Raw genomic sequence first — 24861 nt, forward strand, 5'->3', positions numbered from 1 at the left:
CACCCCCACGCGCCGCCCCGCGCGGCGCGGCGGGCACGGGCAGCAGAGCGCGGTGCGGCCGGCAGCCGCCCGGCCGCACCGCCCTCCTCTTCAGCAATGTGGCCTCAGCCGATGTCGGGCGGATCGATCCTGATCCGTACGGGGTCACCGCCGCCCCGGGACATCCGCGCCGCCTGCGCCGCCTTCAGCGCCCCGGCCAGCGCGGCGCCGCTGCCCGGCGGCACCCGCAGCAGGGCGCGCTCCCAGCGCTCCCCCGGCGGCGGATCGCCCGGTCTGCGCGGCCGGCCCGGGTCGGTCAGCGGCAGCGGTACGGGGCCCAGCACCTCGGCGTCGCCCGGCAGTTCGGCCGAGGCCAGGAACGTCCCCACCGCCTCCGTGGGCCCGACCACCGAGGCCATCCGCGACACTGGGGGGAAGCCCAGCTCGGCCCGCTCCGCCAGCTCGCGCCGCGCGTGCCCCACCGGGTCCCAGCGGACCAGCGCCTGCACCGGACGGAGCGTCGGCTCCGCGACCACGACCACCGTGCCGCCCTCGCCCTGCCCGCGGACCAGGGACGCCGCCTGCGTCCAGCGGCGCAGCGCCTCCTCGCCCGCCCGCAGATCGGGACGGCCGAGCATCGCCCAGCCGTCGAGCAGCAGCGCCGCCGCATAGCCTCCCTCCGCGACCGGCTCGGCGCCCGGCGTGCTGACCACGAGCGCGGGGCGCCCCGGCACGGAGTCGAGCACATGGTCGCGTCCCGACGTACGGACCGGGACGGCCGGGAACGCCCGGCCCAGCTCCTCCGCCGTACGCCGCGCCCCCACGATCCGCGCGCGCAGCCGGGGGCTCCCGCAGGCCGCGCAGTGCCAGCCGGGCTCCTCGCGCCCGCACCAGCCGCAGAGCAACTCCCGCTCGCGCGGGGCCTCCAGCGGCCCCGCGCAGTGCCGGCACCGGGCCGGCGTACGGCAGAGCTCGCAGGCCAGCCGGGGCACATAGCCGCGCCGGGGCACCTGCACCAGCACCGGGCCGCTCTTCAGCCCGTCCCTGACGGCCTGCCAGGCGAGGCTGGGCAGCCGGGCCGCCCGCGCCGCCTCGTCCCGGGCCAGCTCGCCGTCGCCGATCGTGCGCACCAGCGGGGCGGCGTGACGCACCTGCTCCCGGTCGGCCGCCAGCGGCAGCGCCCACCCCGTGGCGACGAGCTGGGCCGCCTCGACCGTGCACGCCGTACCGCCCAGCAGGAAGCCGCACTTGTCGTGCGCGGCGCGCAGCAGCAGCACCTCGCGGGCGTGCGGCTGGGGGGCGTGCGGCTCGCTGTGGCTGGAGTCGCCGTCGTCCCAGAGGGCGACCAGGCCCAGGTCACGGACCGGCGCGAACATGGCCGCGCGCGTCCCGACGACCGCCCGCACCGCGCCGCGCCGTACCGCCAGCCACTCCCGGTAGCGCTTCTCGGGCCCCGCCTCCGCCGTGAGGAGCGCGTGCCGCCCCTCGCCCAGCAGCGCGGTGAGCGCCGCGTCGACCCGCCCGGCGACCCGCCCGTCCGGTACGACGACGAGCGCGCCCCGCCCGGAGGCGAGCGTCGCGGCGACGGCGCGCGCCAGCTCCTCCGCCCAGAGCGGCCCGGGCAGCGCGGTCCACACGGCCCGCGGCGCACCGCCCCCGGCGAGCGAGCCGAGGAACGCCGGCCCGTTCACGTACCGCTCCCAGCTCCCCGGCTCCGGCGCGGCGGGCGCCGGGGCAGGCTCGGGCGACGGCTTCGCCTCCGCCCGCGCGTTCCGCGGCGGGACGGCGAGCTGGAGCACATCCGCGAGGCTCCCCGCGTACCGGTCGGCGACGGCCCGCGCCAGCCCCAGCAGCTCGGCGCCGAGCACGGGCTCGGTGGACACGACACCCGCCAGCGCGGCGAGCGGCCCCGCGTAGTCCGAGTCGGCGCGCCGCTCGACCACGAACCCGTCGATCAGCCGCCCGCCCTCACGCCGCCCGCCCCGCACCTGACGCGCCCCGGCCCCGAACCGCACCCGCACCCGCACCCCGGGCTGCGCCGCCTCGTCCAGCTCCTCGGGCACGGCGTAGTCGAAGAACTGGTCAAGATGCAACACCCCCTTGTTCACCACCACCCGCGCCACCGGCAACCCCCCGGCCAGCGCGGCCCCCCGCCACGTCCGCGGCTTCGCCCGCGGCACCTTCGCCTTCCGCACACTCTCCCGAATGAACGCAAGCTGCTCGGGCCCACCACCGGCGGGATCATCGGGCCGCTCGTTGTCGCTGCTCACAGCTTCATACCTACCAGACGCCACCGACACCCCGGCATCCACGGAGATCCCGCCCGCCGTGCGGACACGACAGTGAGGCCCCGGACACCGATGCGGTGTCCGGGGCCTCACTCAGAAAAGCAGCCGGTGGCTCAGACGCCCGCGGCCTCGCGCAGCGCGTCCACGCGGTCCGTGCGCTCCCAGGTGAATTCCGGCAGCTCGCGGCCGAAGTGGCCGTACGCCGCCGTCTGGGCGTAGATCGGGCGCAGCAGGTCGAGGTCGCGGATGATCGCGGCCGGGCGGAGGTCGAAGACCTGGCCGATGGCCTGCTCGATCTTCTCGGGCTCGACCGTGGCCGTGCCGAAGGTCTCGACGAAGAGGCCGACCGGCTCGGCCTTGCCGATGGCGTACGCGACCTGGACCTCGCAGCGCGCGGCGAGGCCCGCGGCCACGACGTTCTTGGCGACCCAGCGCATCGCGTACGCGGCGGAGCGGTCGACCTTGGACGGGTCCTTGCCGGAGAAGGCGCCGCCGCCGTGGCGGGCCATGCCGCCGTAGGTGTCGATGATGATCTTGCGGCCGGTGAGGCCGGCGTCGCCCATCGGGCCGCCGATCTCGAAGCGTCCGGTCGGGTTGACCAGGAGGCGGTAGCCGTCGGTGTCGAGCTTGATGCCGTCGTCGACCAGTTCCTTGAGCACGTGCTCGACGACGAACTCGCGGACGTCGGGCGCGAGCAGCGAGTCCAGGTCGATGTCGGACGCGTGCTGCGAGGAGACGACGACCGTGTCGAGGCGTACGGCCTTGTCGCCGTCGTACTCGATGGTGACCTGGGTCTTGCCGTCGGGGCGCAGGTACGGGATGGTCCCGTTCTTGCGGACCTCGGAGAGGCGGCGCGAGAGGCGGTGCGCGAGGTGGATCGGGAGCGGCATCAGCTCGGGGGTCTCGTCGCAGGCGTAGCCGAACATCAGGCCCTGGTCGCCGGCGCCCTGCTTGTCGAGCTCGTCGTCGTCTCCGCCCGCGGCGGCACCCTCGACCCGCTTCTCGTACGCCGTGTCGACGCCCTGTGCGATGTCGGGAGACTGCGCGCCGATGGACACCGAGACGCCGCAGGAGGCGCCGTCGAAGCCCTTCTTCGACGAGTCGTAGCCGATCTCCAGGATCTTGTTCCGCACGAGCTGGGCGATCGGCGCGTAGGCCTTGGTGGTGACCTCGCCGGCGACATGCACCAGACCGGTGGTGATCAAGGTCTCCACGGCGACCCGGGAGGACGGGTCCTCCTGGAGGAGCGCGTCAAGAATGGTGTCGCTGATCTGGTCAGCGATCTTGTCGGGGTGACCTTCGGTCACGGACTCCGAGGTGAAGAGACGGCGGGACACATCGCTCCCTGAGGTTGCAGCGGCTGCTGGCTGATCATTGGCGGATCGTACGGGGCGCTGCACGCCCCGCGACGTTCCTCGACCACTTTATCGGTCGAATCGGGCCACGGGGGCAAGTGTCTCGATCTGTGGGAGCCCCGGGCTCACGGTCTCGCATTATGCGCCACGGTGATCGCCCCTGGCCAGGGCCCCGAGTGAGATGTGACGAAGGGCGCAGAAGCGGCGAAGGGGAGGAAAGGGGACGTAATGAAGAATTCATACGGCCGGAGGTCCACCGGCCGCCCTCGCCCGCACCGTCGTCATCCGGACACGACCCTGGGGGCCACCAGGTCCCAGACCACGTCCGCCAGGGCCTCCTTCGGTCCGTACGGTACGGGTGTCTCGGTGCCGTCCGCCGCGAGGACGACCGCCTCGTTCTCCTCCGTGCCGAACACCTTGCGTTCGCCCACCTCGTTGACGACGAGGAGGTCGCACCCCTTGCGCCGCAGCTTGCGCCGGCCGTTGGCGAGGACGTCGTCCGTCTCCGCCGCGAAGCCGACGACCACCTGTCCTGGGCGGGCCCGCTCGGCGGCCAGCTCGGCGAGGATGTCCGGGTTGCGGACGAGGGCGACCGGCGCGGGCTCCTCGCCGTCCTTCTTCTTGATCTTGCCCTCGGCCCGGACGGCGGGACGGAAATCGGCCACGGCCGCCGCCATGACCACCGCGTCGGCCTCGGCGACCGCCTTCAGCACGGCCTCGCGGAGCTGGAGCGCCGTACCGACGTGGACCATGTCGACGCCCGCCGGGTCCGGCAGCCCGGTGTTCGCCTCGATGAGCGTGACCCTGGCGCCCCGGGCCACGGCCGTACGGGCCAGGGCGTACCCCTGCTTGCCCGAGGAGCGGTTGCCCAGGTAGCGGACCGGGTCGAGTGGCTCCCGCGTCCCCCCGGCGCTGATCACCACATGGCGTCCCGCCAGGTCGGGTACGGGGACGCCGCGGGCCAGGATCCGGCGGCAGAGTTCGAAGATCTCGCCAGGGTCCGGCAGCCGCCCCTTGCCGGTGTCGACGCCGGTGAGGCGGCCCACGGCGGGTTCGATCACGACGGCGCCCCTCGCGCGCAGCGTCGCGACGTTCTCCTGGGTGGCGGGGTGCTCCCACATCTCGGTGTGCATGGCGGGCGCGAAGACGACCGGACAGCGGGCCGTGAGGAGCGTGTTGGTCAGCAGGTCGTCCGCGAGGCCGTGCGCCGCCTTCGCGAGCAGGTCGGCGGTGGCCGGGGCGACGACGACGAGGTCGGCGCTCTGGCCGATCCGTACGTGCGGCACCTCGTGGACGTCGGACCAGACCTCGGTGGAGACCGGATGGCCCGAGAGCGCCGACCAGGTCGCCGCCCCGACGAAGTGGAGCGCGGATCCGGTCGGTACGACCCGTACGTCATGGCCCGATTCGGTCAGCCGACGCAGCAGCTCGCACGCCTTGTACGCGGCGATCCCCCCGGCGACCCCCAGAACGACCTTCGGCTTGTCCACCGTGTCTCTCCCCTCCGCTGTCCAGAGCCCGGCCGGAACCGGCCGGGCCGACTGCCCCGCACGATCGTGACAGCTCCCATGACACACCACAGGCCCGGCAGTCGCTCTGCCGGGCCTGTGGTGAGAAAGCGTGTGACGTGGGGCGCCTACTGGGCCGGGCCCTCGATGGCCTCGGAGGTCAGCAGACCCGCGTTGATCTCGCGCAGGGCGATCGAGAGCGGCTTCTCGTGGACGTGGGTGTCCACCAGCGGACCGACGTACTCGAGCAGGCCCTCACCGAGCTGCGAGTAGTACGCGTTGATCTGGCGCGCGCGCTTGGCCGCGTAGATCACGAGGCTGTACTTCGAGTCCGTGGCCTCGAGCAGCTCATCGATCGGCGGGTTGATGATGCCCTCGGGCGTGGTGATGGAAGAGGACACTCTCTTGCCTTCCGAAGAAAATTCAGGGAAAAACAGGGGGTCGTGTGCTGTCGCGCCCCGCGAACCGGCGGTTTCTCGCCGTCCCGGTGTGCCGGGCGGTCCGCGAGAACAGCACACTAAAGATCATGCAACTGCCATCAAGGCTAGCAGCTCGCGTGCGACGTCCTCGACCGAGGTGTTGACCAGGGTCGTGTCGAACTCCGCCTCGGCGGCCAGTTCCACCTTCGCGGCGGCGAGCCTGCGCTCGATCACCTCGGCCGATTCCGTACCCCGGCCGGTGAGCCGGCGCACCAGCTCGTCCCAGCTCGGCGGGGCCAGGAAGACCAGCCGGGAGTCCGGCATCGACTCCTTGACCTGCCGGGCGCCCTGGAGGTCGATCTCCAGGAGTACGGGCTCACCCGCGGCCAGCCGGTCCAGGACCGCCTGTCGGGGGGTCCCGTACCGGTTGCCCGCGAACTCCGCCCATTCCAGCAGTTCTCCGTTGGCCACCGACTTGTCGAACTCGTCGTCGGTGACGAAGAAGTACTGGACCCCGTGACGCTCACCGGGGCGCGGCTTTCTCGTGGTGGCCGACACCGAGAGCCATACCTCGGGGTGGACCTTGCGCATATGGGCGACGACCGTGCTCTTGCCGACCCCGGAGGGGCCGGAGAGCACGGTCAGCCGCGGTCGTACGTCTGCTGCCATGCGGCGATTATCCAGGTTCCCGGGGGTGCCCGGAAACGTCAGGCGCCACCACCGCCGAACTCGCGCTCCAGGGACGCGATCTGGTTGGAGCCAAGACCCCGCACGCGGCGGCTCTCGGAGATCCCGAGCCGCTCCATGATCTGCTTGGCGCGGACCTTGCCCACGCCGGGCAGCGACTCAAGGAGGGCGGAGACCTTCATCTTCCCGATGACGTCGTTCTCCTGACCCTGCTTGATCACGTCATGGAGCGAAGCGCCGGAATGCTTGAGTCGATTCTTGACCTCGGCCCGCTCCCGGCGAGCCGCGGCGGCCTTTTCGAGCGCGGCTGCGCGCTGTTCAGGGGTAAGGGGCGGAAGAGCCACGCCTACGTCACCTCGGATGTCGAACTGTCGGATACGGACCGGTGCGGAACCTATCGCCCCGCACCAGGCGAGCAACGGGCAACGAACTGCGCGTTGACTCTCGACGGAGACTAGCGGCCAAGTCCGTCCGAGTCAGCGAGAACAGACGAAAAGTCCTGGTCAGCATCGATCAGGGGTGACATTTTGGTCATTTTGCCCAACTTTTTGGACAGGAAGCCGCTCATTGCCTCCGTCACCTGCCCGCCGTGCCGCCGCCGACAGCCGTTCTCACCTCGTCCGCGAAGCGGTCCGCGGCATTCCGCAGGGCCCCGGCGTCGGGACCGTGACGGAGAACACCCCGGCTGACGCTCGGAACGACGTTGCCGACCGCCGCGCCGAAGACGCCGGGCAGATCGGCGGGCGTCGCGCCCTGCGCGCCGATCCCGGGCGCCAGCAGCGGCCCGTTGATCGCGAGATCCACGCCCGCCTCCCCCAGGTCCCCGAGGGTGGCCCCGACGACCGCGCCGACCGAACCGAGCGGCGTCGCGCCCGCGTTCTCGGCGGCCATGTGGTCGAGCATGAGCTGTGCGAGCGGGCGCCCGTCGGCAGCGGTGGCGCGCTGTACCTCGGCGCCCTCCGGGTTGGAGGTCAGCGCCAGGACGAAGACCCCGCAGCCGGCCGCCGAGGCCGCGTCCAGCGCCGGGCGCAGCGAGCCGAAGCCGAGGTACGGCGAGAGCGTCACGGCGTCCGAGAAGAGCGGCGAGGCCGGATCCAGATAGGTCGCCGCGTACGCGCCCATCGTGGAGCCGATGTCGCCGCGCTTGGCGTCCATCAGGACCAGCGCCCCGGCCGCCCGGGCCTCCGCGACGGCCTTCTCCAGGACGGCGATGCCGCGCGACCCGAACCGTTCGAAGAACGCCGACTGCGGCTTGAGCACGGCGACCCGGTCGGCCAGCGCCTCCACCGTCGTACGGGTGAACCGCTCCAGGCCCGCGACGTCGTCGTTCAGGCCCCAGTCGGTGAGGAGCGAGGCGTGCGGGTCGATGCCCACGCAGAGTGGGCCGCGGTGGTCCATCGCCTGCCGGAGCCGCGCGCCGAAGGGGGCCGCGAGGGGCGTGGGGTCCGAAGGGGGCGGAGTGGTCATGCGTCGGCCTTCTTCCGGCTCTGCGCGGCGCGGGTGGACGCGCCCACGGCCTCGGCGAGGGTGGCGTACGGGGAGAGCGCGAGCCGGGCCGCGAGCCCCTGGTGGATCTCTCGGCTCCAGAACGGGCCCCGGTAGATGAACGCGCTGTACCCCTGGACGAGCGTGGCACCGGCCAGGATGCGCTGCCAGGCGTCCTCGGCGTCCTCCACGCCCCCGACGCCCACCAGGGTGATCCGGTCGCCCACACGCGCGTACAGGCGGCTCAGCACCTCCAGCGAGCGCTCCTTGAGCGGCGCGCCGGACAGTCCGCCGGTCTCGGCGGTCAGAGCCGGGTCGGACGCGAGGCCGAGGCTCTCGCGGGCGATGGTGGTGTTGGTGGCGATGATGCCGTCGAGGCCCAGCTCCACGGCGAGGTCGGCGACGGCGTCGACGTCCTCGTCCGCGAGGTCGGGCGCGATCTTGACCAGGAGCGGGACGCGGCGCCGGGTGACGGTGCGGTCGGCGGCCTCGCGTACGGCGGTGAGCAGCGGCCTGAGCTGGTCGACGGCCTGGAGGCTGCGCAGCCCGGGGGTGTTGGGCGAGCTGACGTTGACCACGAGGTAGTCGGCGTGGCGGGCCAGGCGCTCCGTGGAGAGCACGTAGTCGGCGACGGCCTCACTCTCGGGGACGACCTTGGTCTTGCCGATGTTGACGCCGACGGTCGTCCTGAAGACGGGCCCACGGGCCGTACGGGCCGCGAGGCGCTCCGCCACGGCGGCGGAGCCCTCGTTGTTGAAGCCCATACGGTTGATCAGCGCCCGGTCGGGGACGAGCCGGAAGAGCCGCCGCTTCGGGTTGCCGGACTGCGGCTCGCCGGTGACGGTGCCGATCTCGACATGGTCGAAGCCGGCCATGGCCAGTCCGTCGATGCCCACGGCGTTCTTGTCGAACCCGGCCGCGAGCCCGAAGGGGCCGTGCATGCGCAGCCCGAACGCCTCGGTGCGCAGCTCCGCGAAGCGGGGGGCGAGCGCGGCGGCGGCGAAGGTGCGCAGCACGGGGACGCGGGCGGCGAGCCGGATCCACCGGAAGGCCAGGTGGTGCGCCTGCTCGGGGTCCATCCGCCGGAAGACCAGCCGGAAGAGAATCCGGTACATCGTGTCCATGATGTTCGTGATGTGCATGGAGTTCAGTCCTCGCGGGCCGCGGTGAGGTGGCGCGCGTGCTCCTGGAGGGAGCGGACGCCGACGTCGCCGTGCTTCAGGGCGTCGATGCCCTGGACGGCGGCGGCCAGCGCCTGGACCGTCGTGAGGCAGGGGACGCCGCGCGCCACGGCCGCCGTACGGATGTCGTAACCGTCGAGCCGGCCGCCGGTGCCGTACGGGGTGTTGACGATGAGGTCGACTCCCCCCTCGTGGATGAGCTGGACGATGGTCTTCTCGCCGTCCGGGCCCTCGCCCTCGAACTGCTTGCGTACGACGGTCGCCTTGATGCCGTTGCGCTTGAGGACCTCGGCGGTGCCGGAGGTGGCCAGCAGCTCGAAACCGTGGGCGACCAGTTCGCGCGCCGGGAAGATCATCGAGCGCTTGTCGCGGTTGGCGACGGAGATGAAGGCGCGGCCCTTGACGGGCAGCGGGCCGTACGCCCCGGCCTGCGACTTGGCGTACGCCGTGCCGAAGGCGGAGTCGATGCCCATGACCTCGCCGGTGGAGCGCATCTCCGGGCCGAGGACGGTGTCGACGCCGCGTCCGTGGATGTCGCGGAAACGCGACCACGGCATCACGGCCTCCTTGACGGAGATCGGCGCGTCGAGCGGCAGCGTGCCGCCGTCGCCCTGTGCGGGCAGCAGCCCTTCCGCGCGCAGCTCGGCGACGGTGGCGCCGAGCGAGATACGGGCCGCGGCCTTCGCGAGCGGTACGGCGGTCGCCTTCGAGGTGAAGGGGACGGTACGGGAGGCGCGCGGGTTGGCCTCCAGGACGTAGAGGATGTCACCGGCCATCGCGAACTGGATGTTGATCAGTCCGCGCACGCCCACCCCGCGCGCGATGGCCTCCGTGGAGGCGCGCAGCCGCTTGATGTCGAAGCCGCCGAGCGTGATGGGCGGCAGGGCGCACGCCGAGTCGCCGGAGTGGATGCCGGCCTCCTCGATGTGCTCCATGACGCCGCCGAGGTACAGCTCCGTACCGTCGTAGAGGGCGTCCACGTCGATCTCGATGGCGTCGTCGAGGAACCGGTCCACCAGCACCGGGCGGGTGGGGCTGATCTCGGTGGACTCGGCGATGTACGAGGAGAGCCTGGTCTCGTCGTAGACGATCTCCATGCCGCGTCCGCCGAGGACGTACGACGGCCGGACGAGGACCGGGTAGCCGATCTCGTCCGCGATCGCCTTGGCCCCGGCGAAGGTGGTGGCGGTGCCGTGCTTGGGCGCGGGCAGGCCGGCCTCGGCGAGGACCCGGCCGAAGGCGCCCCGGTCCTCGGCGGCGTGGATCGCCTCGGGGGGTGTGCCGACGACGGGCACACCGTTGTCCTTGAGGGCCTGGGCGAGGCCCAGCGGGGTCTGGCCGCCGAGCTGGACGATGACGCCCGCGATCGGTCCCGCCAGGGTCTCCGCGTGCACGATCTCCAGGACGTCCTCCAGGGTGAGCGGCTCGAAGTAGAGCCGGTCGGAGGTGTCGTAGTCGGTGGAGACGGTCTCCGGGTTGCAGTTGACCATCACGGTCTCGTACCCGGCCTCGCTCAGCGCGAAGGAGGCGTGGACGCAGGAGTAGTCGAACTCGATGCCCTGGCCGATCCGGTTGGGACCGGAGCCGAGGATGATCACGGCGGGCTTCTCGCGCGGCGCGACCTCGCTCTCCTCGTCGTACGAGGAGTAGAAGTACGGGGTCTTCGCGGCGAACTCGGCGGCGCAGGTGTCGACCGTCTTGTAGACGGGGCGGACGCCCAGCGCGTGCCTGACCTCGCGTACGACGTCCTCGCGCAGCCCGCGGATCGCGGCGATCTGGGCGTCGGAGAAGCCGTGCCGCTTGGCCTCGGCGAGCAGGTCGGGGTCGAGCCGTTCGGCGGCGGCCAGCTCGTCCGCGTACTCCTTGATCAGGAAGAGCTGGTCGACGAACCACGGGTCGATCTTCGTGGCGTCGAAGACCTCCTCGGGGGTGGCCCCGGCCCTGATCGCCCGCATGACGGTGTTGATCCGGCCGTCGGTGGGGATCTTCGCGGTCTCCAGCAGCTCGGCGCGGTCGCCCGGTTCCCCGGTGAAGGAGAACTGGCTGCCGGCCTTCTCAAGAGAGCGCAGCGCCTTCTGGAGGGCCTCGGTGAAGTTGCGGCCGATGGCCATGGCCTCGCCGACGGACTTCATGGTGGTGGTGAGGGAGGCGTCGGCGGCCGGGAATTTCTCGAAGGCGAACCGGGGCACCTTGACGACGACGTAGTCGAGTGTGGGCTCGAAGGACGCCGGGGTCTTCTCGGTGATGTCGTTGGGGATCTCGTCCAGCGTGTAGCCGACGGCGAGCCGGGCGGCGATCTTGGCGATCGGGAAGCCGGTGGCCTTGGAGGCGAGCGCGGAGGAGCGGGAGACGCGCGGGTTCATCTCGATGACGATGACGCGGCCGTCGTCCGGGTTGATCGCGAACTGGATGTTGCAGCCGCCGGTGTCGACGCCGACCTCGCGGATCACGGCGATGCCGACGTCCCGCAGGATCTGGTACTCGCGGTCGGTGAGCGTCATCGCGGGCGCGACGGTGATCGAGTCGCCGGTGTGCACGCCCATCGGGTCGAAGTTCTCGATGGAGCAGACGACCACGACGTTGTCGTGCTTGTCGCGCATCAGCTCCAGTTCGTACTCCTTCCAGCCGAGGATGGACTCCTCCAGGAGCACCTCGGTGGTCGGCGAGAGCATCAGGCCCTGTCCGGCGATCCGGCGCAGGTCCTCCTCGGTGTGGGCGAAGCCGGAGCCGGCGCCCCCCATGGTGAAGGAGGGGCGGACGACGACGGGGTAGCCGCCGAGCGTGTCGACGCCGGCGAGGACGTCGTCCATGGAGTGGCAGATGACCGAGCGGGCGGATTCGCCGTGGCCGATCTTCTCGTACACGGCCTTGACGACGCCCTTGAAGAGGTCGCGGTCCTCGCCCTTGTTGATCGCCTCTACATTGGCGCCGATCAGTTCGACGCCGTACTTGTCGAGCGTGCCGGAGTCGTGCAGGGAGATCGCGGTGTTCAGCGCGGTCTGGCCGCCCAGGGTGGGCAGCAGCGCGTCGGGGCGCTCCTTCGCGATGATCTTCTCGACGTACTCGGGGGTGATCGGCTCGACGTACGTGGCGTCGGCGATCTCCGGGTCCGTCATGATCGTGGCGGGGTTGGAGTTGACCAGGATGACGCGCAGGCCCTCGGACCTGAGCACGCGGCACGCCTGGGTACCGGAGTAGTCGAATTCAGCGGCCTGGCCGATGACGATCGGTCCTGAACCGATGACCAGGACGGACTGGATATCGGTGCGCTTAGGCACGCTGGTCCTCCATCAGAGCTGTGTCCATCAAAGACGTGAAGCGGTCGAAGAGGTACGCGGCGTCGTGCGGGCCGGCGGCCGCCTCGGGGTGGTACTGGACGCTGAAGACCGGCCGGTCGAGCAGCCTGAGCCCCTCGACCACGTTGTCGTTGAGGCAGACGTGGGAGACCTCGACGCGGCCGTAGGGGGTGTCGGTGACCCGGTCGAGCGGAGCGTCGACGGCGAAGCCGTGGTTGTGCGCGGTGATCTCGACCTTGCCGGTCGTGCGGTCCTGCACGGGCTGGTTGATGCCCCGGTGCCCGTACTTCAGCTTGTACGTGCCGAAGCCCAGCGCGCGGCCGAGGAGCTGGTTGCCGAAGCAGATGCCGAAGAGCGGCGTGCCGCGCTCCAGCACGCCCCGGACGACGGTGAGGTCGGCGGTGGCGGGGTCGCCTGGCCCGTTGGAGAGGAAGACCCCGTCGGGCGCGGTCGCGTACACCTCGTCCAGCGTGGCGGTGCCGGGCAGGACGTGCACCTCGATGCCGCGCTGGGCCATCCGGTGCGGGGTCATGCCCTTGATGCCGAGGTCGAGCGCGGCGACGGTGAAGCGCTTCTCACCGATCGCGGGGACGACGTACGGCTGCTCGGTGGCGACCTCGGCGGAGAGGTTCGCGCCGGTCATCTCCGGGGCCTGCCGGACCCGGGCGAGCAGTGCCGCCTCGTCCGCCAGGGACTCCCCGGAGAAGATGCCGACGCGCATGGCGCCGCGCTCGCGGAGGTGGCGGGTGAGGGCGCGGGTGTCGACGCCGCTGATGCCGACGACGCCCTGGGCGACCAGCTCGTCGTCGAGGGAACGGCGCGAGCGCCAGTTGGACGGGGTGCGCGCGGGGTCCCGTACGACGTAGCCGGAGACCCAGATCCGCCGGGACTCGGGGTCCTCGTCGTTCACGCCGGTGTTGCCGATGTGCGGGGCCGTCATCACGACGACCTGGCGGTGGTACGACGGGTCGGTGAGGGTCTCCTGGTAGCCGGTCATGCCGGTGGAGAAGACGGCCTCGCCGAAGGTCTCCCCCACGGCCCCGTAGGCGCGGCCGCGGAAGCTGCGGCCGTCCTCCAGGACGAGTACGGCGGGGGACGCCTTTACGCGGGCGGTTCCGCGGCCGGTGCCTCGGCCGACGACTGGGGGCGAGGTGGTCATCGTGCGGGGCCTTCCGTAGTGCTGGTGTGGTGCGTGGTGAGGGGCTGGTTCATGGAGTTGACGGCGTCGACCCAGGCGGCGTGTTCGGCGGAGCGGTCGGAGCGGAAGCCGGAGTCGATCAGCCGCTCCCCGTGCTCCCAGGTGACGATCAGCAGCCCGCCCTCGGCGAGGACCTTGCCCGCGATGCCCTTGTCGAGCCGGGCCTCGCGCAGCCGCTCCGCCGGGACGAAGAAGTCGCTCGCGCCGGGGCGTACGACGTCGAGCCCGGCGTCGGTGAGCGTCAGCTCCACGCGGCTGCGGGTGCCGAGACCGTGGGCCACGATCCGGTCGAGCCACTGCCCGGCGGTCGTGGAGCCGTGGTAGCGGCCCTCCATCGTCAGTCTCGCCTCGCCGGGCTCGGCCGGCATTTCAGGCAGCGGCGGCCTGCCGCCTCCGTTGAGGGTGGTGGTGGGCGACGGGCGGGCCGGGAGCTCGGGCAGGTCCGACTGGAGGCTGCCGCGCCACTTCCAGCCCTGGCGCATCAACCAGTACACGAAGGCGACGAAGAGCAGCAGACCGGCCACCCAGCCGATCCGGGCGGCCCAGTCGGTCACGTCCGCCGATTTCTGCTCGGCGGCCAGTGGAAGGAGAAGGTTCGCAGTTGTCACGCCAGATTCCCGTCGACGACCGTGGCACGGCCCCGCAGGAAGGTGTGGGTCACACGTCCCGGCAGCTCACGCCCCTCGTACGGGGTGTTACGGCTGCGGGAGGCGAAGCCCGCGGGGTCCACGGCTCCACGGTATGCCGGATCGACCAGGGTGAGGTTGGCGGGCTCGCCTGCCGAGACGGGCCGGCCGTGGCCTTCGAGGCGGCCGATGCGCGCCGGGCGGAACGACATCCGGTCGGCGACGCCCGCCCAGTCCAGCAGTCCGGTGTCGACCATCGTGTCCTGGACCACCGACAGGGCGGTCTCCAGGCCGACCATGCCCATGGCCGCCGCCGCCCACTCGCAGTCCTTGTCCTCGTGCGGGTGGGGCGCGTGGTCGGTGGCGACGCAGTCGATCGTGCCGTCCGCGAGGGCTTCGCGCAGGGCGAGGACGTCGGCCTCGGTGCGCAGCGGCGGGTTCACCTTGTAGACGGGGTTGTACGACCGTACGAGCTCGTCGGTGAGGAGGAGGTGGTGCGGGGTGACCTCGGCGGTGACGTTCCACCCCTTGGACTTCGCCCAGCGGACCAGCTCGACCGAGCCCGCGGTGGAGAGGTGGCAGATGTGGACGCGGGAGTCGACGTGCGCGGCGAGCAGCACGTCGCGCGCGATGATCGACTCCTCGGCGACGGCGGGCCAGCCGCCGAGCCCCAGCTCCGCGGAGACGACGCCCTCGTTCATCTGGGCGCCCTCGGTGAGCCGCGGCTCCTGGGCGTGCTGGGCGACGACGCCGTCGAACGCCTTCACGTACTCCAGCGCCCTGCGCATGATCACCGCGTCGTCGACGCACTTGCCGTCGTCGGAGAAGACCCGGACGTTCGCGGCGGAGTCGTTCATGGCGCCCAGCTCGGCGAGGTGCTTGCCCTCCAGGCCGACGGTGACGGCGCCGACGGGCTGCACATCGCAGTAGCCGGACTCCTTGCCGAGCCGCCAGACCTGCTCGACGACGCCGGCGGTGTCGGCGACGGGGAAGGTGTTGGCCATGGCGTGGACGGCGGTGAAGCCGCCGATGGCGGCGGCCTTGGTGCCGGTCAGGACGGTCTCGGAGTCCTCGCGGCCGGGCTCCCGCAGATGGGTGTGGAGGTCGACCAGGCCGGGCAGCAGGATCTGTCCCGCGGCCTCGACGACGGTGGCGTCACCGGCGTCCAGGCCCGTGCCCACCGCCTCGATGACCTCGCCGTCGATCAGTACGTCCTGGATGTCGCCGCCGAGCACCTGGGCGCCCCGGATCAGGATCTTGCTCATGGTTACTTGTTCTCCTCGGGTGACGGGCGGGACGTCTCGGGTGAGGTGCGGGACGTGGTGACGGCGGGCTCGTTGCCGCCGAGCAGCAGGTAGAGCACGGCCATCCGGGTGGAGACGCCGTTGGCGACCTGCTCGACGGCCGTGCAGCGATCGGAGTCGGCGACCTCCGCGGTGATCTCCATGCCTCGGTTCATCGGCCCGGGGTGCATGACGACGGAGTTGCCGGGCATCCGGCGCATCCGCTCGCCGTCCAGGCCGTAGCGCCGGGAGTACTCGCGCTCGGTCGGGAAGAAGGCGGCGTTCATCCGTTCGCGCTGCACTCGCAGCATCATCACGGCGTCGGACGCGGGCAGCACCCGGTCCAGGTCGTAGCTGACCTCGCAGGGCCAGTGCTCGACGCCGATCGGCACGAGCGTGGGCGGCGCGACCACCGTGACGTGGGCGCCGAGCGTGTGCAGCAGCAGGACGTTGGAGCGGGCGACGCGGCTGTGCAGCACGTCGCCGACGATCGTGACCCGCTGCCCGGCCAGGTCGCGGCCGATCCCCGCGTCCGCGCCGACCAGCCTGCGGCGCAGCGTGAAGGCGTCGAGGAGGGCCTGGGTCGGGTGTTCGTGGGTGCCGTCGCCCGCGTTGACGACCGCGCCGTCGATCCAGCCGGAGGTGGCGAGGCGGTACGGGGCGCCGGAGGCGCCGTGCCGGATGACGACGGCGTCGGCGCCCATCGCCTCCAGGGTGAGCGCGGTGTCCTTGAGCGATTCGCCCTTGGAGACGGACGAGCCCTTGGCCGAGAAGTTGATCACATCGGCGGAGAGGCGCTTGGCGGCGGCCTCGAAGGAGATCCGGGTGCGGGTCGAGTCCTCGAAGAAGAGGTTGACGACGGTACGGCCGCGCAGGGTGGGCAGTTTCTTGATGGGCCGGTCGGCGACCCGGGCCATCTCCTCCGCGGTGTCGAGGATCAGCACGGCGTCGTCGCGGCTGAGATCGGCGGCGGAGATCAGGTGGCCGGGTGTGCGGGGGTTCGCCCCGGGAAGACGCAGCATCGGAAAGAGCGCTCCGGTGTGGTGGGGTGTGCGGGCGTGCGGGCGCGCGGAGGCATCCGTACAGGGTGGGAAGGACGTACGGGCGGCGCTTGGGCCCCCGCTACCGCTCGCCGGACGCGGTGGGCCGCTGGAGGCCGAGCAGCACGGTGTCGCGGCCGTCCTCCTCGGCGAGCTGGACCTTGACCGTCTCCCGCAGCGAGGTGGGGAGGTTCTTGCCGACGTAGTCGGCGCGGATCGGCAGCTCGCGGTGGCCGCGGTCGACGAGGACCGCGAGCTGGACGGCGCGCGGCCGGCCGATGTCGCCGAGGGCGTCGAGGGCAGCGCGGATCGTCCGGCCGGAGAAGAGCACGTCGTCGACGAGGACGACCAGCCGTCCGTCGACCCCGTCCGCGGGGATGTCGGTGCGGGCCAGCGCGCGGGCGGGCCGCAGCCGCAGGTCGTCGCGGTACATGGTGATGTCGAGGGAGCCGACCGGGATGGTGCGGCCGGTGATCTCGGCGAGTTTTCCGGCGAGCCTGCGGGCCAGGAAGACCCCGCGGGTCGGAATGCCGAGCAGCACCACGTCGTCGGCGCCCTTGGCGCGTTCGACGATCTCGTGGGCGATACGGGTCAGGACCCGGGCGATGTCGGGAGCCTCCAGAACGGGGCGTGCCGCACCGGATCCGGCCGTCGTGTCGGTGTCGCTCGCGTTGCCGCTCACGTTCTTGCTGGTGTCCATAAGAAACGGACCTCCTTCTCCGCCTCACGGGACGGACCTTAAAGGACGTCGGAAATGCCAGAAACTACGCCACCCAGGCTAGCAGGGGGTCCGCGGCCGATTCGGTGCCACCCCCTGCCGGAAGGTGCCGGGAGGCGGTACGGAGCGCGGTACGGAACGCGGTACGGACAGCGGTACGGAGGCCGGTACGGACCCCGGTAGGACGCCCCCGGCTTGACGCATCCAAGTAACGCTGCGTAACCTCACAGTGAGTTACCAGACTTCGTCCGGGGAGCTATATGTCCAGCGAATACGCAAAGCAGCTCGGGGCCAAACTCCGCGCCATCCGCACCCAGCAGGGCCTCTCGCTCCATGGCGTGGAGGAGAAGTCCCAGGGCCGCTGGAAGGCCGTCGTGGTGGGTTCGTACGAGCGTGGAGACCGTGCCGTCACGGTGCAGCGCCTCGCCGAGCTGGCGGACTTCTACGGTGTCCCGGTGCAGGAGCTTCTTCCCGGCACGACGCCCGGCGGTGCCGCCGAGCCGCCGCCGAAGCTCGTTCTCGACCTGGAGCGCCTGGCCCACGTGCCGCAGGAGAAGGCCGGCCCGCTCCAGCGGTACGCGGCGACGATCCAGAGCCAGCGGGGCGACTACAACGGCAAGGTGCTGTCGATCCGCCAGGACGACCTGCGCACCCTGGCCGTCATCTACGACCAGTCGCCGTCGGTCCTGACCGAGCAGCTCATCAGTTGGGGTGTGCTGGACGCGGACGCGCGGCGCGCGGTCGCGCACGACGAGAGCTGACCGCCCCGCGGGCCCGGCTCGCGGATCGGCAGAAACGTCACCTCCCGGAGGGCGGTCCCGTACACGCGTACGGGACCGCCCTCCGGCGCGTCCAGGGCGGTTCCGCGCCGTGGCGCGTCCGGGGCGGCCCCACGTCGTGGCCCGTCCGACGTCCTCGCACCCGTGTCCGGAGACACGGATGCCCTCACGTACCGGGCGGGCCGGCTTGATCCCGTCCGGCGCGTGAGGGCAGACCGCCGCTCAGGCGCGGCGCAGACTCGGCTTGAGGTCCTTGAAACGGCTGAGAAGGCCGTTCACGAACGACGGGGAGTCGTCGGTGGAGAACTCCTTGGCGAGCTGGACCGCCTCGTCGATCGCCACGGCGTCCGGGGTCCCGTCCAGCCAGATCAGTTCGTACGTGCCGAGCCGGACGATGTTGCGGTCGGCGACCGGCATCCGGTCGAGGTCCCAGTCCACCGCGTAGGTGGCGATGAGTTCGTCGATACGGGCCACGTGCTCCCCGTACCCCTCGACCAGTTCCATGGTGAACTCATTGACCGGCGGCTGACGGTCGTCGGAGCGAGAGTGCCTGATCCAGTCCGCGAGAACGTTCTGTACGGACGTACCGCGCTGATCGGCCTCGAAGAGGATCTGGAACGCGCGCTTACGGGCATTGCTCCTGGCAGCCACGGTTAGCTGTTCACCCGGCCGAGGTAGTCGCCCGTACGGGTGTCGACCTTGATCTTCTCGCCGGTGGTGATGAAGAGCGGGACACCGATCTCGTAATCGGTCTCCAGCGTCGCCGGCTTGGTGCCGCCGGTGGAGCGGTCGCCCTGGACGCCCGGGTCGGTGTGCTTGATGACCAGCTCGACCGCGGCGGGCAGCTCGACGTAGAGCACCTCGCCCTCGTGCGTGGCGACCGTGGCGGTGAAGCCCTCGATCAGGAAGTTCGCCGCGTTACCGACCGACTTGCGGTCGATCATGAGCTGGTCGTAGGTGCTCATGTCCATGAAGACGAAGTACTCGCCGTCCATGTACGAGAACTGCATGTCGCGGCGGTCAACGGTGGCCACCTCGACCTTCACGCCGGCGTTGAAGGTCTTGTCGACGACCTTGCCGGAGAGCACGTTCTTCAGCTTGGTGCGCACAAAGGCCGGGCCCTTGCCGGGCTTGACGTGCTGGAACTCGACGACGGACCAGAGCTGGCCTCCGTCGAGCTTGAGCACCAGGCCGTTCTTGAGGTCGTTCGTGGAAGCCACGGTTGCGGAATCTCCTGGACTGAAAGCAGGTGGACGACCGAGGGCCGCGCGCCGCCCCGGCGGATACCTGGGCGACCCCCGCGCCATGGCCCGGGCAGTGCCTGGGCACAGGCGCCGGACTAGAGCGCGAGCAGCTCCTTGGTCGTGATGGTGAGTAGCTCGGGTCCGCCGTCCGCCTCGGGGCGGACGACGAGCGTGTCATCGATGCGGACACCGCCCCGGCCCGGGAGGTGGACCCCCGGTCCGACGGTGACCGGCACACAAGCGTCCAGTTTACCCATGGCCGCGGGGGCGAGCTGCGGGTCCTCGTCGATTTCGAGTCCGACACCGTGTCCCGTACGGGGTGCGAGCCCCTCGCCGTGCCCGGCGGCCTCCAGCGGATGCCGCGTCGCGCGGTCCACGTCGCGGTAGCCCGCGCCCGGCACGAGGCCCTCCCGACCTGCCCGTTGTGCCGCGAAGACCAGCTCGTACAGCTCGATCTGCCAGTCGGCGGGGGAGGTTCCGATGACGAACGTTCGGCCGATGAGACACCGGTATCCGCGGTAGTCCGCGCCGAGCCCGACGGAGAGGAAATCACCCTCCTCGACCCGGCGGTCCGAGGGACGGTGCCCGGGGCGGCCCGAGTGCGGCCCGGTGGCCACGACGGTCGGGAAGGCCGGGCCGTCGGCGCCGTGGTCGACGAGCCGCCGCTCCAGCTCCAGCGCGAGATGCCGCTCCGTGCGGCCCACCAGGATCGACTCCAGCAGCTCCCCCAGCGCGTGGTCGGCGATCTCGGCGGCGATCCGCAGACAGGCGATCTCCGCCTCGTCCTTGACGATCCGCTGCTGCTCGACGGCGCGGCCGAGGTCGGTGAGGCGCAGCCCGGGCACGACGGCGCCGATGGCCCGGTGGCGGGCGACGGTCAGGTGGTGCTCCTCGACGGCGAGCGATCCGGCGGACGAGGGGGTGAGGATCCCCGCGGCGGCCACGGCGGGGTCCCCGCTGGTGGGTACGGCGGTCAGACGCAGCCGTTCGTCGATCCCTTCCGGTCCTTCGTGGCCGGGCATGCGGGGGCAGAGCAGCGTGTCGTTGTCGTCCGGGCCGAGCAGCAGTACGGCGCCGGGCGGCGCCCCGCCCGCGAGGTAGCGGACGTTGGCGGGCCGGGAGACCAGGGCCGCCGGGTTGCCCGCGGCGGCGCACCGGTCACGCAGCCGCGCGCGGCGGACCGCATACACGTCTGACATGACCCGAGCGTACGAGCGGGTGGCTCACCCGGCCGGTTCAGCGCGTCCGACCGGGGGCCGCGCCGTGGGGCCGCAGGGCGCGGCCCTTCGGGGACGGCACCGGCCGGTTCACCAGCTCGGCGGGGAGGCCACGGCGCGGGCCAGGACGTCGTCCAGGACCCGGGCGGTGGTCTCCACGTCGTACTTGGAGTTGTCGATGATGGGCAGCCCCGAGCCGTACCAGCCGGCCATCCGGCCGTGGATGCCGGCGACCTCCTCGTCCGCCAGCCGGCGGTTGCCGCTGCGCTCGGCGTTGCGCTCCAGCACGATCTCCAGCCCGGGGAGCAGGACAACCGGGAGCAGTCCGGGGCCGACATGGCGCTTCCAGCCGCCGAGTCCGACGACCGGGCGGTCCGGGAAGACCGCGTCGTCGAGGATGCAGGAGATGCCGTTGGCGAGGAAGTTGCGGGCGGCGAAGCCACAGGTGCGGCGGGCCAGCCGGTACTGCGCCTCGGAGTGGTCGTTCCAGCCGGACTGCGGGTCGGCGAACCCGGCGCAGACCCATTCGCGTACGTCGTCCAGGCTGATGTGCGCGGTGGGCACCCGGCGGCTGCTCGCCCAGTGCCGGGCCACGGTCGTCTTGCCCGCGCCCGCGGGCCCGATGAGCAGGACGGCGAGGGTCGCCGTGCCCGTACCGCTGTCGGCGGGCGGCGCGGCGGGGACCGGCACGGGGCCGCCGGGCGGGAGCCGGACGTGTCCGGTGACATCGGCGGGGGGCTGCCCGCCCGGCGCGCCGGGCGGCGGTACGGGGCCGTGTCCGAGCCCCTGTGCGGGCCCGTGCGCCGGTCCGGGGTGCTGCCCGGGAATCGGGCGCTGTCCCGGAGGCTGGGGCAGCCCAGGGGGCCCTGAGGGCTGCGGGGCGCCAGGGGGCTGGTGGGACCCCTGCACCGGCTGAGGTCCCTGTGCCTGGTGCGCCTGGTGCGCTCCGTGCACCTGATGCGCTCCGTGCACCTGGTGTACGCCCGGTGTCCCGGGAGCCCATCCGGTTCCGTGCCCCGGTCCCTGGGGAGGCGGCAACGGAGCCCCCACTGAGTGCTGCATCCGGTGCCACTCCGTCTCGTGCGACTGACGCTGTCGGCGGCCCCGCGGGCCGCGCTACCGAACGGTACCGCTCCCGGCCGTCCCCGTGGGAACGGCCGGGACGCGTGAGGAGCGCCGGGGCGCCCCGTCAGGCGGTGAGCTCCTCCGCGAGGGCACGCAGCGCGAGCCGGTACGAGCCGATGCCGAAGCCCGCGACCGTACCGCTGGCGACGGCCGCGACCACGGAGGTGTGCCGGAACTCCTCGCGCGCGTACGGGTTCGAGATGTGCACCTCGATCAGCGGCGCCGTGCGCTGGGCCGCCGCGTCCCGCATCGCGTACGAGTAGTGGGTGAACGCGCCCGGGTTGAGAACGACCGGCACAGCACCGTCCGCGGCCTCGTGGAGCCAGCGGATCAGCTCGCCCTCGTCGTTCGTCTCCCGTACGTCGACGTCGAGCCCCAGCTCCTTGCCGAGCGTCCGGCAGGCGTCCACCAGCCCGGCGTACGACGTCGCCCCGTACACATCGGGTTCGCGCGAGCCGAGACGGCCCAGGTTGGGCCCGTTGAGGACGAGGACCCGACGGGTCACGCCGACACCTCCCCGTACGCGGCGAGCAGCACCGCCGGGTCCGGGCCCTCCAGCACGGTCGGCTTGCCGAGGCCGTCGAGGACGATGAAGCGCAGCAGGTCGCCGCGGGACTTCTTGTCGACCTTCATGGTCTCCAGCAGCTTGGGCCACTGGTCGCCGCGGTAGGTCAGCGGAAGGCCGACGGACTCCAGTACGGCGCGGTGCCGGTCGGCGGTCGCGTCGTCGAGCCGGCCGGCCAGCCGCCCCAGTTCGGCGGCGAAGACCATGCCGACGGAGACGGCCGCGCCGTGCCGCCACTTGTAGCGCTCGTTCTTCTCGATGGCGTGCGCCAGGGTGTGGCCGTAGTTCAGGATCTCCCGGAGACCGGCCTCCTTGAGGTCGTTGGAGACGACCTCGGCCTTGACCCGGATCGAACGCTCGATCAGCTCGGCGGTGTGCGGCCCCGCGGGCGTACGCGCGCCCTGCGGGTCGGACTCGACCAGCTCCAGGATGGCCGGGTCCGCGATGAACCCCGCTTTGATGATCTCCGCCATGCCGCTGACGTAGTCGTTGACGCCCAGGGAGTCCAGCGCGGCGAGGTCGCAGAGCACCCCGGCGGGCGGGTGGAAGGCGCCGACAAGGTTCTTGCCCTCGGCGGTGTTGATGCCCGTCTTGCCGCCCACGGCCGCGTCGACCATGGCGAGCACGGTCGTCGGTACGGCGATCCAGCGCACCCCGCGCAGCCAGGTCGCGGCGACGAATCCGGCCAGGTCGGTGGTGGCTCCGCCACCCACGCCGATGATCACATCGCTGCGGGTGAAGCCGGTCTGCCCGAGCGCCTTCCAGCAGTACGCGGCGACCTCGGCAGTCTTCGCCTCCTCGGCGTTCGGCACCTGGATCGCGACGGCCTCGTACCCCTGCTCGGCGAGGTCCGCGCGCAGCGCCTCGCCGGTCCCCTCCAGCGCCTCGGGGTGGATGACGGCGATCCGCCGGACCCGCGGCCCGATCAGGGCGGGCAGCTCGCCCAGGAGCTGCCGGCCGACCAGCACCTCGTACGGGTCGTGACCCGCGGTGCCGCCGACCTGGATACGGGTGACTGCCTGCTCCGTCATACGGGGTTCTCCTTGCCGGGGATCGTGCCGGGGATCCTGAGCTCCTCCGCCGGAGGGGAGGTGAGCTCCAGCGCGTCGAGGACGGCGTCCACGACCTCTTCGGGCGTGCGGTCGTCGGTGGCGACGGAGACCCGGGCCACCTCCGTGTACAGATGGCGGCGCCCCTCCATCAGCAGCTTCCACTGCTGGCGGGGGTTGACGGCCAGCAGCGGGCGCGCCGTGTTCAGTCCGGTCCGCCGGGCCGCCTCGCCGACCTCCATCGAGAGGTAGACGACCGGCAGCCCGGTCAGCTCGGCGCGGGTGGCCTCGTCGAGGATCGCGCCGCCGCCGAGCGCGAGAACGCCCCCGGTGTGCTCGGCGAGCGCGTGCCGTACCGCCTCGCGCTCCAGCCCGCGGAAGTGCGTCTCGCCGTCGTCCACGAAGATCTCGGCGATGGACCGTCCCTGGGCGGCGACGATGTCGGCGTCGCTGTCGCGGAAGGCCGTGCCGAGCCGCGCGGCGAGCAGTTCACCGACGGTGGACTTGCCGACACCCATGGGGCCGACGAGCACGACGGCCGGCCCGTTCCCCGGCCCGCTCGCCGGGTCCGGGGTGCTCATCGGATCTGGAGGTTGTCGAGGTACGAGGTGACATTGCGACGGGTCTCCTTGACGCTGTCGCCGCCGAACTTCTCCGCGACCGCGTCCGCGAGGGTCAGCGCGACCATGGCCTCGGCGACGATGCCGGCGGCCGGCACGGCGCACACGTCGGAGCGCTGGTGGTGGGCGCTGGTCACCTCGCCGGTGACCACGTCGACGGTGGCCAGCGCGCGCGGCACGGTCGCGATGGGCTTCATCGCGGCCCGTACGCGCAGCAGCTCACCGGTGGTCAGCCCGCCCTCGGTGCCGCCCGAGCGGCCGGAGGCGCGCCGGATGCCGTCGGGGGTCGGGACGATCTCGTCGTGCGCCTGCGAGCCCGGCACCCGGGCGAGCCCGAAGCCGTCGCCGACCTCGACGCCCTTGATCGCCTGGATGCCCATGAGCGCGGCGGCGAGCCGGGCGTCGAGCCTGCGGTCCCAGTGGACGTGCGAACCGAGCCCGACCGGCACGCCGTACGCCAGCACCTCGACGACGCCGCCGAGGGTGTCGCCGTCCTTGTGGGCCTGGTCGATCTCCGCGACCATCGCCTTGCTCGCGTCGGCGTCCAGGCAGCGCACCGGGTCCGCGTCCAGCTTCGCCACGTCGGACGGCTCCGGGTAGACGCCGTACGGGGCCTTCGCCGCGGCCAGCTCGACGACGTGGGAGACGATCTCGATCCCGGCCGTCTCCTTCAGGTACGAGCGCGCCACCGCGCCGAGCGCGACCCGCGCGGCGGTCTCCCTGGCGCTGGCGCGCTCCAGGACGGGACGGGCCTCGTCGAAGCCGTACTTCTGCATGCCCGCGAGGTCCGCGTGACCGGGCCGGGGGCGGGTCAGCGGGGCGTTACGGGCGAGCTTGGCCAGCTCGGCGGGGTCGACCGGATCGGCCGACATGACCTGCTCCCACTTGGGCCACTCGGTGTTGCCCACCATGATCGCGACAGGCGAGCCCATGGTCAGGCCGTGCCGTACACCGCCGAGGAAGGTGATCTCGTCCTGCTCGAACTTCATCCGAGCACCGCGGCCGTAGCCGAGGCGGCGCCGGGCCAGGTGGTCCGCCACCATCTCCGTGGTGATGGGCACACCGGCGGGAAGACCCTCCAGCGTCGCCACGAGTGCGGGTCCGTGGGACTCCCCCGCGGTCAGCCAGCGCAACCTGCTCAACGGTGCTCCTCATACTCGCGCCTGGGACGACAGCGGCGCGACCGGGTGCGCGGCCCT

The 24861-nt window shown here is 72.0% G+C and carries 23 protein-coding genes; 1 reads left to right on the forward strand and 22 read right to left on the reverse strand.

The window, feature by feature from the left end:
• Positions 1–104: 104 nt before the first annotated feature.
• The 14 genes from ACIBJC_RS20690 to pyrR form a co-directional block, all read right to left on the reverse strand.
• Positions 105–2249, reverse strand: coding sequence for a primosomal protein N' (locus ACIBJC_RS20690; protein WP_399294437.1), 2145 nt, complete (start codon positions 2247–2249; stop codon positions 105–107).
• Positions 2250–2380: 131 nt separating this feature from the next.
• Entirely contained in the window at positions 2381–3604 is a 1224-nt protein-coding gene (metK, locus tag ACIBJC_RS20695; RefSeq protein WP_399294440.1) for a methionine adenosyltransferase, read from the reverse strand.
• 299 nt (positions 3605–3903) lie between these two features.
• A complete protein-coding gene (gene coaBC, locus ACIBJC_RS20700; RefSeq protein WP_399294443.1) occupies positions 3904–5112 on the reverse strand; it encodes a bifunctional phosphopantothenoylcysteine decarboxylase/phosphopantothenate--cysteine ligase CoaBC in 1209 nt (402 codons plus the stop codon).
• Positions 5113–5258: 146 nt separating this feature from the next.
• A complete protein-coding gene (gene rpoZ, locus ACIBJC_RS20705) occupies positions 5259–5531 on the reverse strand; it encodes a DNA-directed RNA polymerase subunit omega (protein WP_003970369.1) in 273 nt (90 codons plus the stop codon).
• Between the two features lie 123 nt (positions 5532–5654).
• On the reverse strand, positions 5655–6218 hold the full coding sequence (gene gmk, locus ACIBJC_RS20710) for a guanylate kinase (RefSeq protein ID WP_329828419.1): 564 nt from the start codon (positions 6216–6218) through the stop codon (positions 5655–5657).
• A gap of 38 nt (positions 6219–6256) precedes the next feature.
• On the reverse strand, positions 6257–6580 hold the full coding sequence (locus ACIBJC_RS20715) for an integration host factor (RefSeq protein ID WP_329828420.1): 324 nt from the start codon (positions 6578–6580) through the stop codon (positions 6257–6259).
• A gap of 232 nt (positions 6581–6812) precedes the next feature.
• Positions 6813–7703 carry an orotidine-5'-phosphate decarboxylase gene (gene pyrF / locus ACIBJC_RS20720; protein ID WP_399294448.1) on the reverse strand — a complete coding sequence of 297 codons (891 nt, stop codon included), beginning with the start codon at positions 7701–7703 and terminating at the stop codon, positions 6813–6815.
• Positions 7700–8836, reverse strand: a complete 1137-nt coding sequence (locus tag ACIBJC_RS20725) for a quinone-dependent dihydroorotate dehydrogenase (protein WP_399295149.1) — start codon at positions 8834–8836, stop codon at positions 7700–7702. The genes pyrF and ACIBJC_RS20725 overlap by 4 nt, the downstream gene beginning before the upstream one ends.
• Before the next feature lie 32 nt (positions 8837–8868).
• A complete protein-coding gene (gene carB, locus ACIBJC_RS20730; protein ID WP_399294451.1) occupies positions 8869–12180 on the reverse strand; it encodes a carbamoyl-phosphate synthase large subunit in 3312 nt (1103 codons plus the stop codon).
• On the reverse strand, positions 12173–13357 hold the full coding sequence (gene carA, locus ACIBJC_RS20735; RefSeq protein WP_399294454.1) for a glutamine-hydrolyzing carbamoyl-phosphate synthase small subunit: 1185 nt from the start codon (positions 13355–13357) through the stop codon (positions 12173–12175). The genes carB and carA overlap by 8 nt, the downstream gene beginning before the upstream one ends.
• On the reverse strand, positions 13354–14004 hold the full coding sequence (locus ACIBJC_RS20740) for a hypothetical protein (protein WP_399294457.1): 651 nt from the start codon (positions 14002–14004) through the stop codon (positions 13354–13356). Before ACIBJC_RS20740 ends, carA begins: the two co-directional genes overlap by 4 nt.
• Positions 14001–15287 (reverse strand): dihydroorotase, encoded by a 1287-nt coding sequence (locus ACIBJC_RS20745; protein ID WP_399294460.1) that lies wholly within the window; start codon positions 15285–15287, stop codon positions 14001–14003. Before ACIBJC_RS20745 ends, ACIBJC_RS20740 begins: the two co-directional genes overlap by 4 nt.
• A 2-nt stretch (positions 15288–15289) precedes the next feature.
• Positions 15290–16327: an aspartate carbamoyltransferase catalytic subunit gene (locus tag ACIBJC_RS20750; RefSeq protein ID WP_329828427.1), complete on the reverse strand. Its 1038-nt coding sequence runs from the start codon at positions 16325–16327 to the stop codon at positions 15290–15292.
• Positions 16328–16427: 100 nt separating this feature from the next.
• Positions 16428–17045 (reverse strand): bifunctional pyr operon transcriptional regulator/uracil phosphoribosyltransferase PyrR, encoded by a 618-nt coding sequence (gene pyrR, locus ACIBJC_RS20755; RefSeq protein WP_399294464.1) that lies wholly within the window; start codon positions 17043–17045, stop codon positions 16428–16430.
• A 278-nt stretch (positions 17046–17323) separates the two neighbouring features.
• Between pyrR and bldD the strand changes: the two genes are divergently transcribed.
• On the forward strand, positions 17324–17824 hold the full coding sequence (gene bldD, locus ACIBJC_RS20760) for a transcriptional regulator BldD (protein WP_329828429.1): 501 nt from the start codon (positions 17324–17326) through the stop codon (positions 17822–17824).
• A gap of 240 nt (positions 17825–18064) precedes the next feature.
• Here bldD and nusB read toward each other — a convergent pair whose 3' ends face one another.
• The 8 genes from nusB to aroC all read right to left on the reverse strand — a co-directional run bounded on the left by nusB (position 18065) and on the right by aroC (position 24804).
• Positions 18065–18493, reverse strand: coding sequence for a transcription antitermination factor NusB (gene nusB / locus ACIBJC_RS20765; RefSeq protein WP_329828430.1), 429 nt, complete (start codon positions 18491–18493; stop codon positions 18065–18067).
• A gap of 2 nt (positions 18494–18495) precedes the next feature.
• On the reverse strand, positions 18496–19062 hold the full coding sequence (efp, locus tag ACIBJC_RS20770) for an elongation factor P (protein WP_384921713.1): 567 nt from the start codon (positions 19060–19062) through the stop codon (positions 18496–18498).
• A gap of 119 nt (positions 19063–19181) precedes the next feature.
• Positions 19182–20285 (reverse strand): aminopeptidase P family protein, encoded by a 1104-nt coding sequence (locus ACIBJC_RS20775; RefSeq protein ID WP_399294469.1) that lies wholly within the window; start codon positions 20283–20285, stop codon positions 19182–19184.
• A 108-nt stretch (positions 20286–20393) separates the two neighbouring features.
• Positions 20394–21365, reverse strand: coding sequence for an AAA family ATPase (locus ACIBJC_RS20780; protein WP_399294472.1), 972 nt, complete (start codon positions 21363–21365; stop codon positions 20394–20396).
• A 127-nt stretch (positions 21366–21492) separates the two neighbouring features.
• Positions 21493–21933, reverse strand: a complete 441-nt coding sequence (gene aroQ / locus ACIBJC_RS20785) for a type II 3-dehydroquinate dehydratase (RefSeq protein WP_399294474.1) — start codon at positions 21931–21933, stop codon at positions 21493–21495.
• A complete protein-coding gene (aroB, locus tag ACIBJC_RS20790) occupies positions 21930–23024 on the reverse strand; it encodes a 3-dehydroquinate synthase (RefSeq protein WP_399294477.1) in 1095 nt (364 codons plus the stop codon). Before aroB ends, aroQ begins: the two co-directional genes overlap by 4 nt.
• The gene (locus ACIBJC_RS20795) at positions 23021–23623 is read right to left on the reverse strand and encodes a shikimate kinase (protein WP_399294480.1); all 603 of its coding nucleotides are present in this window, start codon (positions 23621–23623) and stop codon (positions 23021–23023) included. The genes aroB and ACIBJC_RS20795 overlap by 4 nt, the downstream gene beginning before the upstream one ends.
• Positions 23620–24804, reverse strand: a complete 1185-nt coding sequence (gene aroC / locus ACIBJC_RS20800; protein ID WP_399294483.1) for a chorismate synthase — start codon at positions 24802–24804, stop codon at positions 23620–23622. The genes ACIBJC_RS20795 and aroC overlap by 4 nt, the downstream gene beginning before the upstream one ends.
• Positions 24805–24861 lie beyond the last annotated feature (57 nt).

Origin of the sequence: Streptomyces sp. NPDC050509 (assembly GCF_044457965.1) — a bacterium.
Lineage (GTDB): Bacteria > Actinomycetota > Actinomycetes > Streptomycetales > Streptomycetaceae > Streptomyces.

Coding starts and splice junctions, on each gene's coding strand:
- gmk (WP_329828419.1), bottom strand. CDS start 6,218: ATGGCAGCAGACGTACGACCGCGGCTGACCGTGCTCTCCGGCCCCTCC.
- pyrF (WP_399294448.1), bottom strand. CDS start 7,703: ATGACCACTCCGCCCCCTTCGGACCCCACGCCCCTCGCGGCCCCCTTC.
- ACIBJC_RS20725 (WP_399295149.1), bottom strand. CDS start 8,836: ATGTACCGGATTCTCTTCCGGCTGGTCTTCCGGCGGATGGACCCCGAG.
- carA (WP_399294454.1), bottom strand. CDS start 13,357: ATGACCACCTCGCCCCCAGTCGTCGGCCGAGGCACCGGCCGCGGAACC.
- ACIBJC_RS20745 (WP_399294460.1), bottom strand. CDS start 15,287: ATGAGCAAGATCCTGATCCGGGGCGCCCAGGTGCTCGGCGGCGACATC.
- ACIBJC_RS20750 (WP_329828427.1), bottom strand. CDS start 16,327: ATGCTGCGTCTTCCCGGGGCGAACCCCCGCACACCCGGCCACCTGATC.
- pyrR (WP_399294464.1), bottom strand. CDS start 17,045: ATGGACACCAGCAAGAACGTGAGCGGCAACGCGAGCGACACCGACACG.
- bldD (WP_329828429.1), top strand. CDS start 17,324: ATGTCCAGCGAATACGCAAAGCAGCTCGGGGCCAAACTCCGCGCCATC.
- ACIBJC_RS20775 (WP_399294469.1), bottom strand. CDS start 20,285: ATGTCAGACGTGTATGCGGTCCGCCGCGCGCGGCTGCGTGACCGGTGC.
- ACIBJC_RS20780 (WP_399294472.1), bottom strand. CDS start 21,365: ATGCAGCACTCAGTGGGGGCTCCGTTGCCGCCTCCCCAGGGACCGGGG.
- aroB (WP_399294477.1), bottom strand. CDS start 23,024: ATGACGGAGCAGGCAGTCACCCGTATCCAGGTCGGCGGCACCGCGGGT.
- ACIBJC_RS20795 (WP_399294480.1), bottom strand. CDS start 23,623: ATGAGCACCCCGGACCCGGCGAGCGGGCCGGGGAACGGGCCGGCCGTC.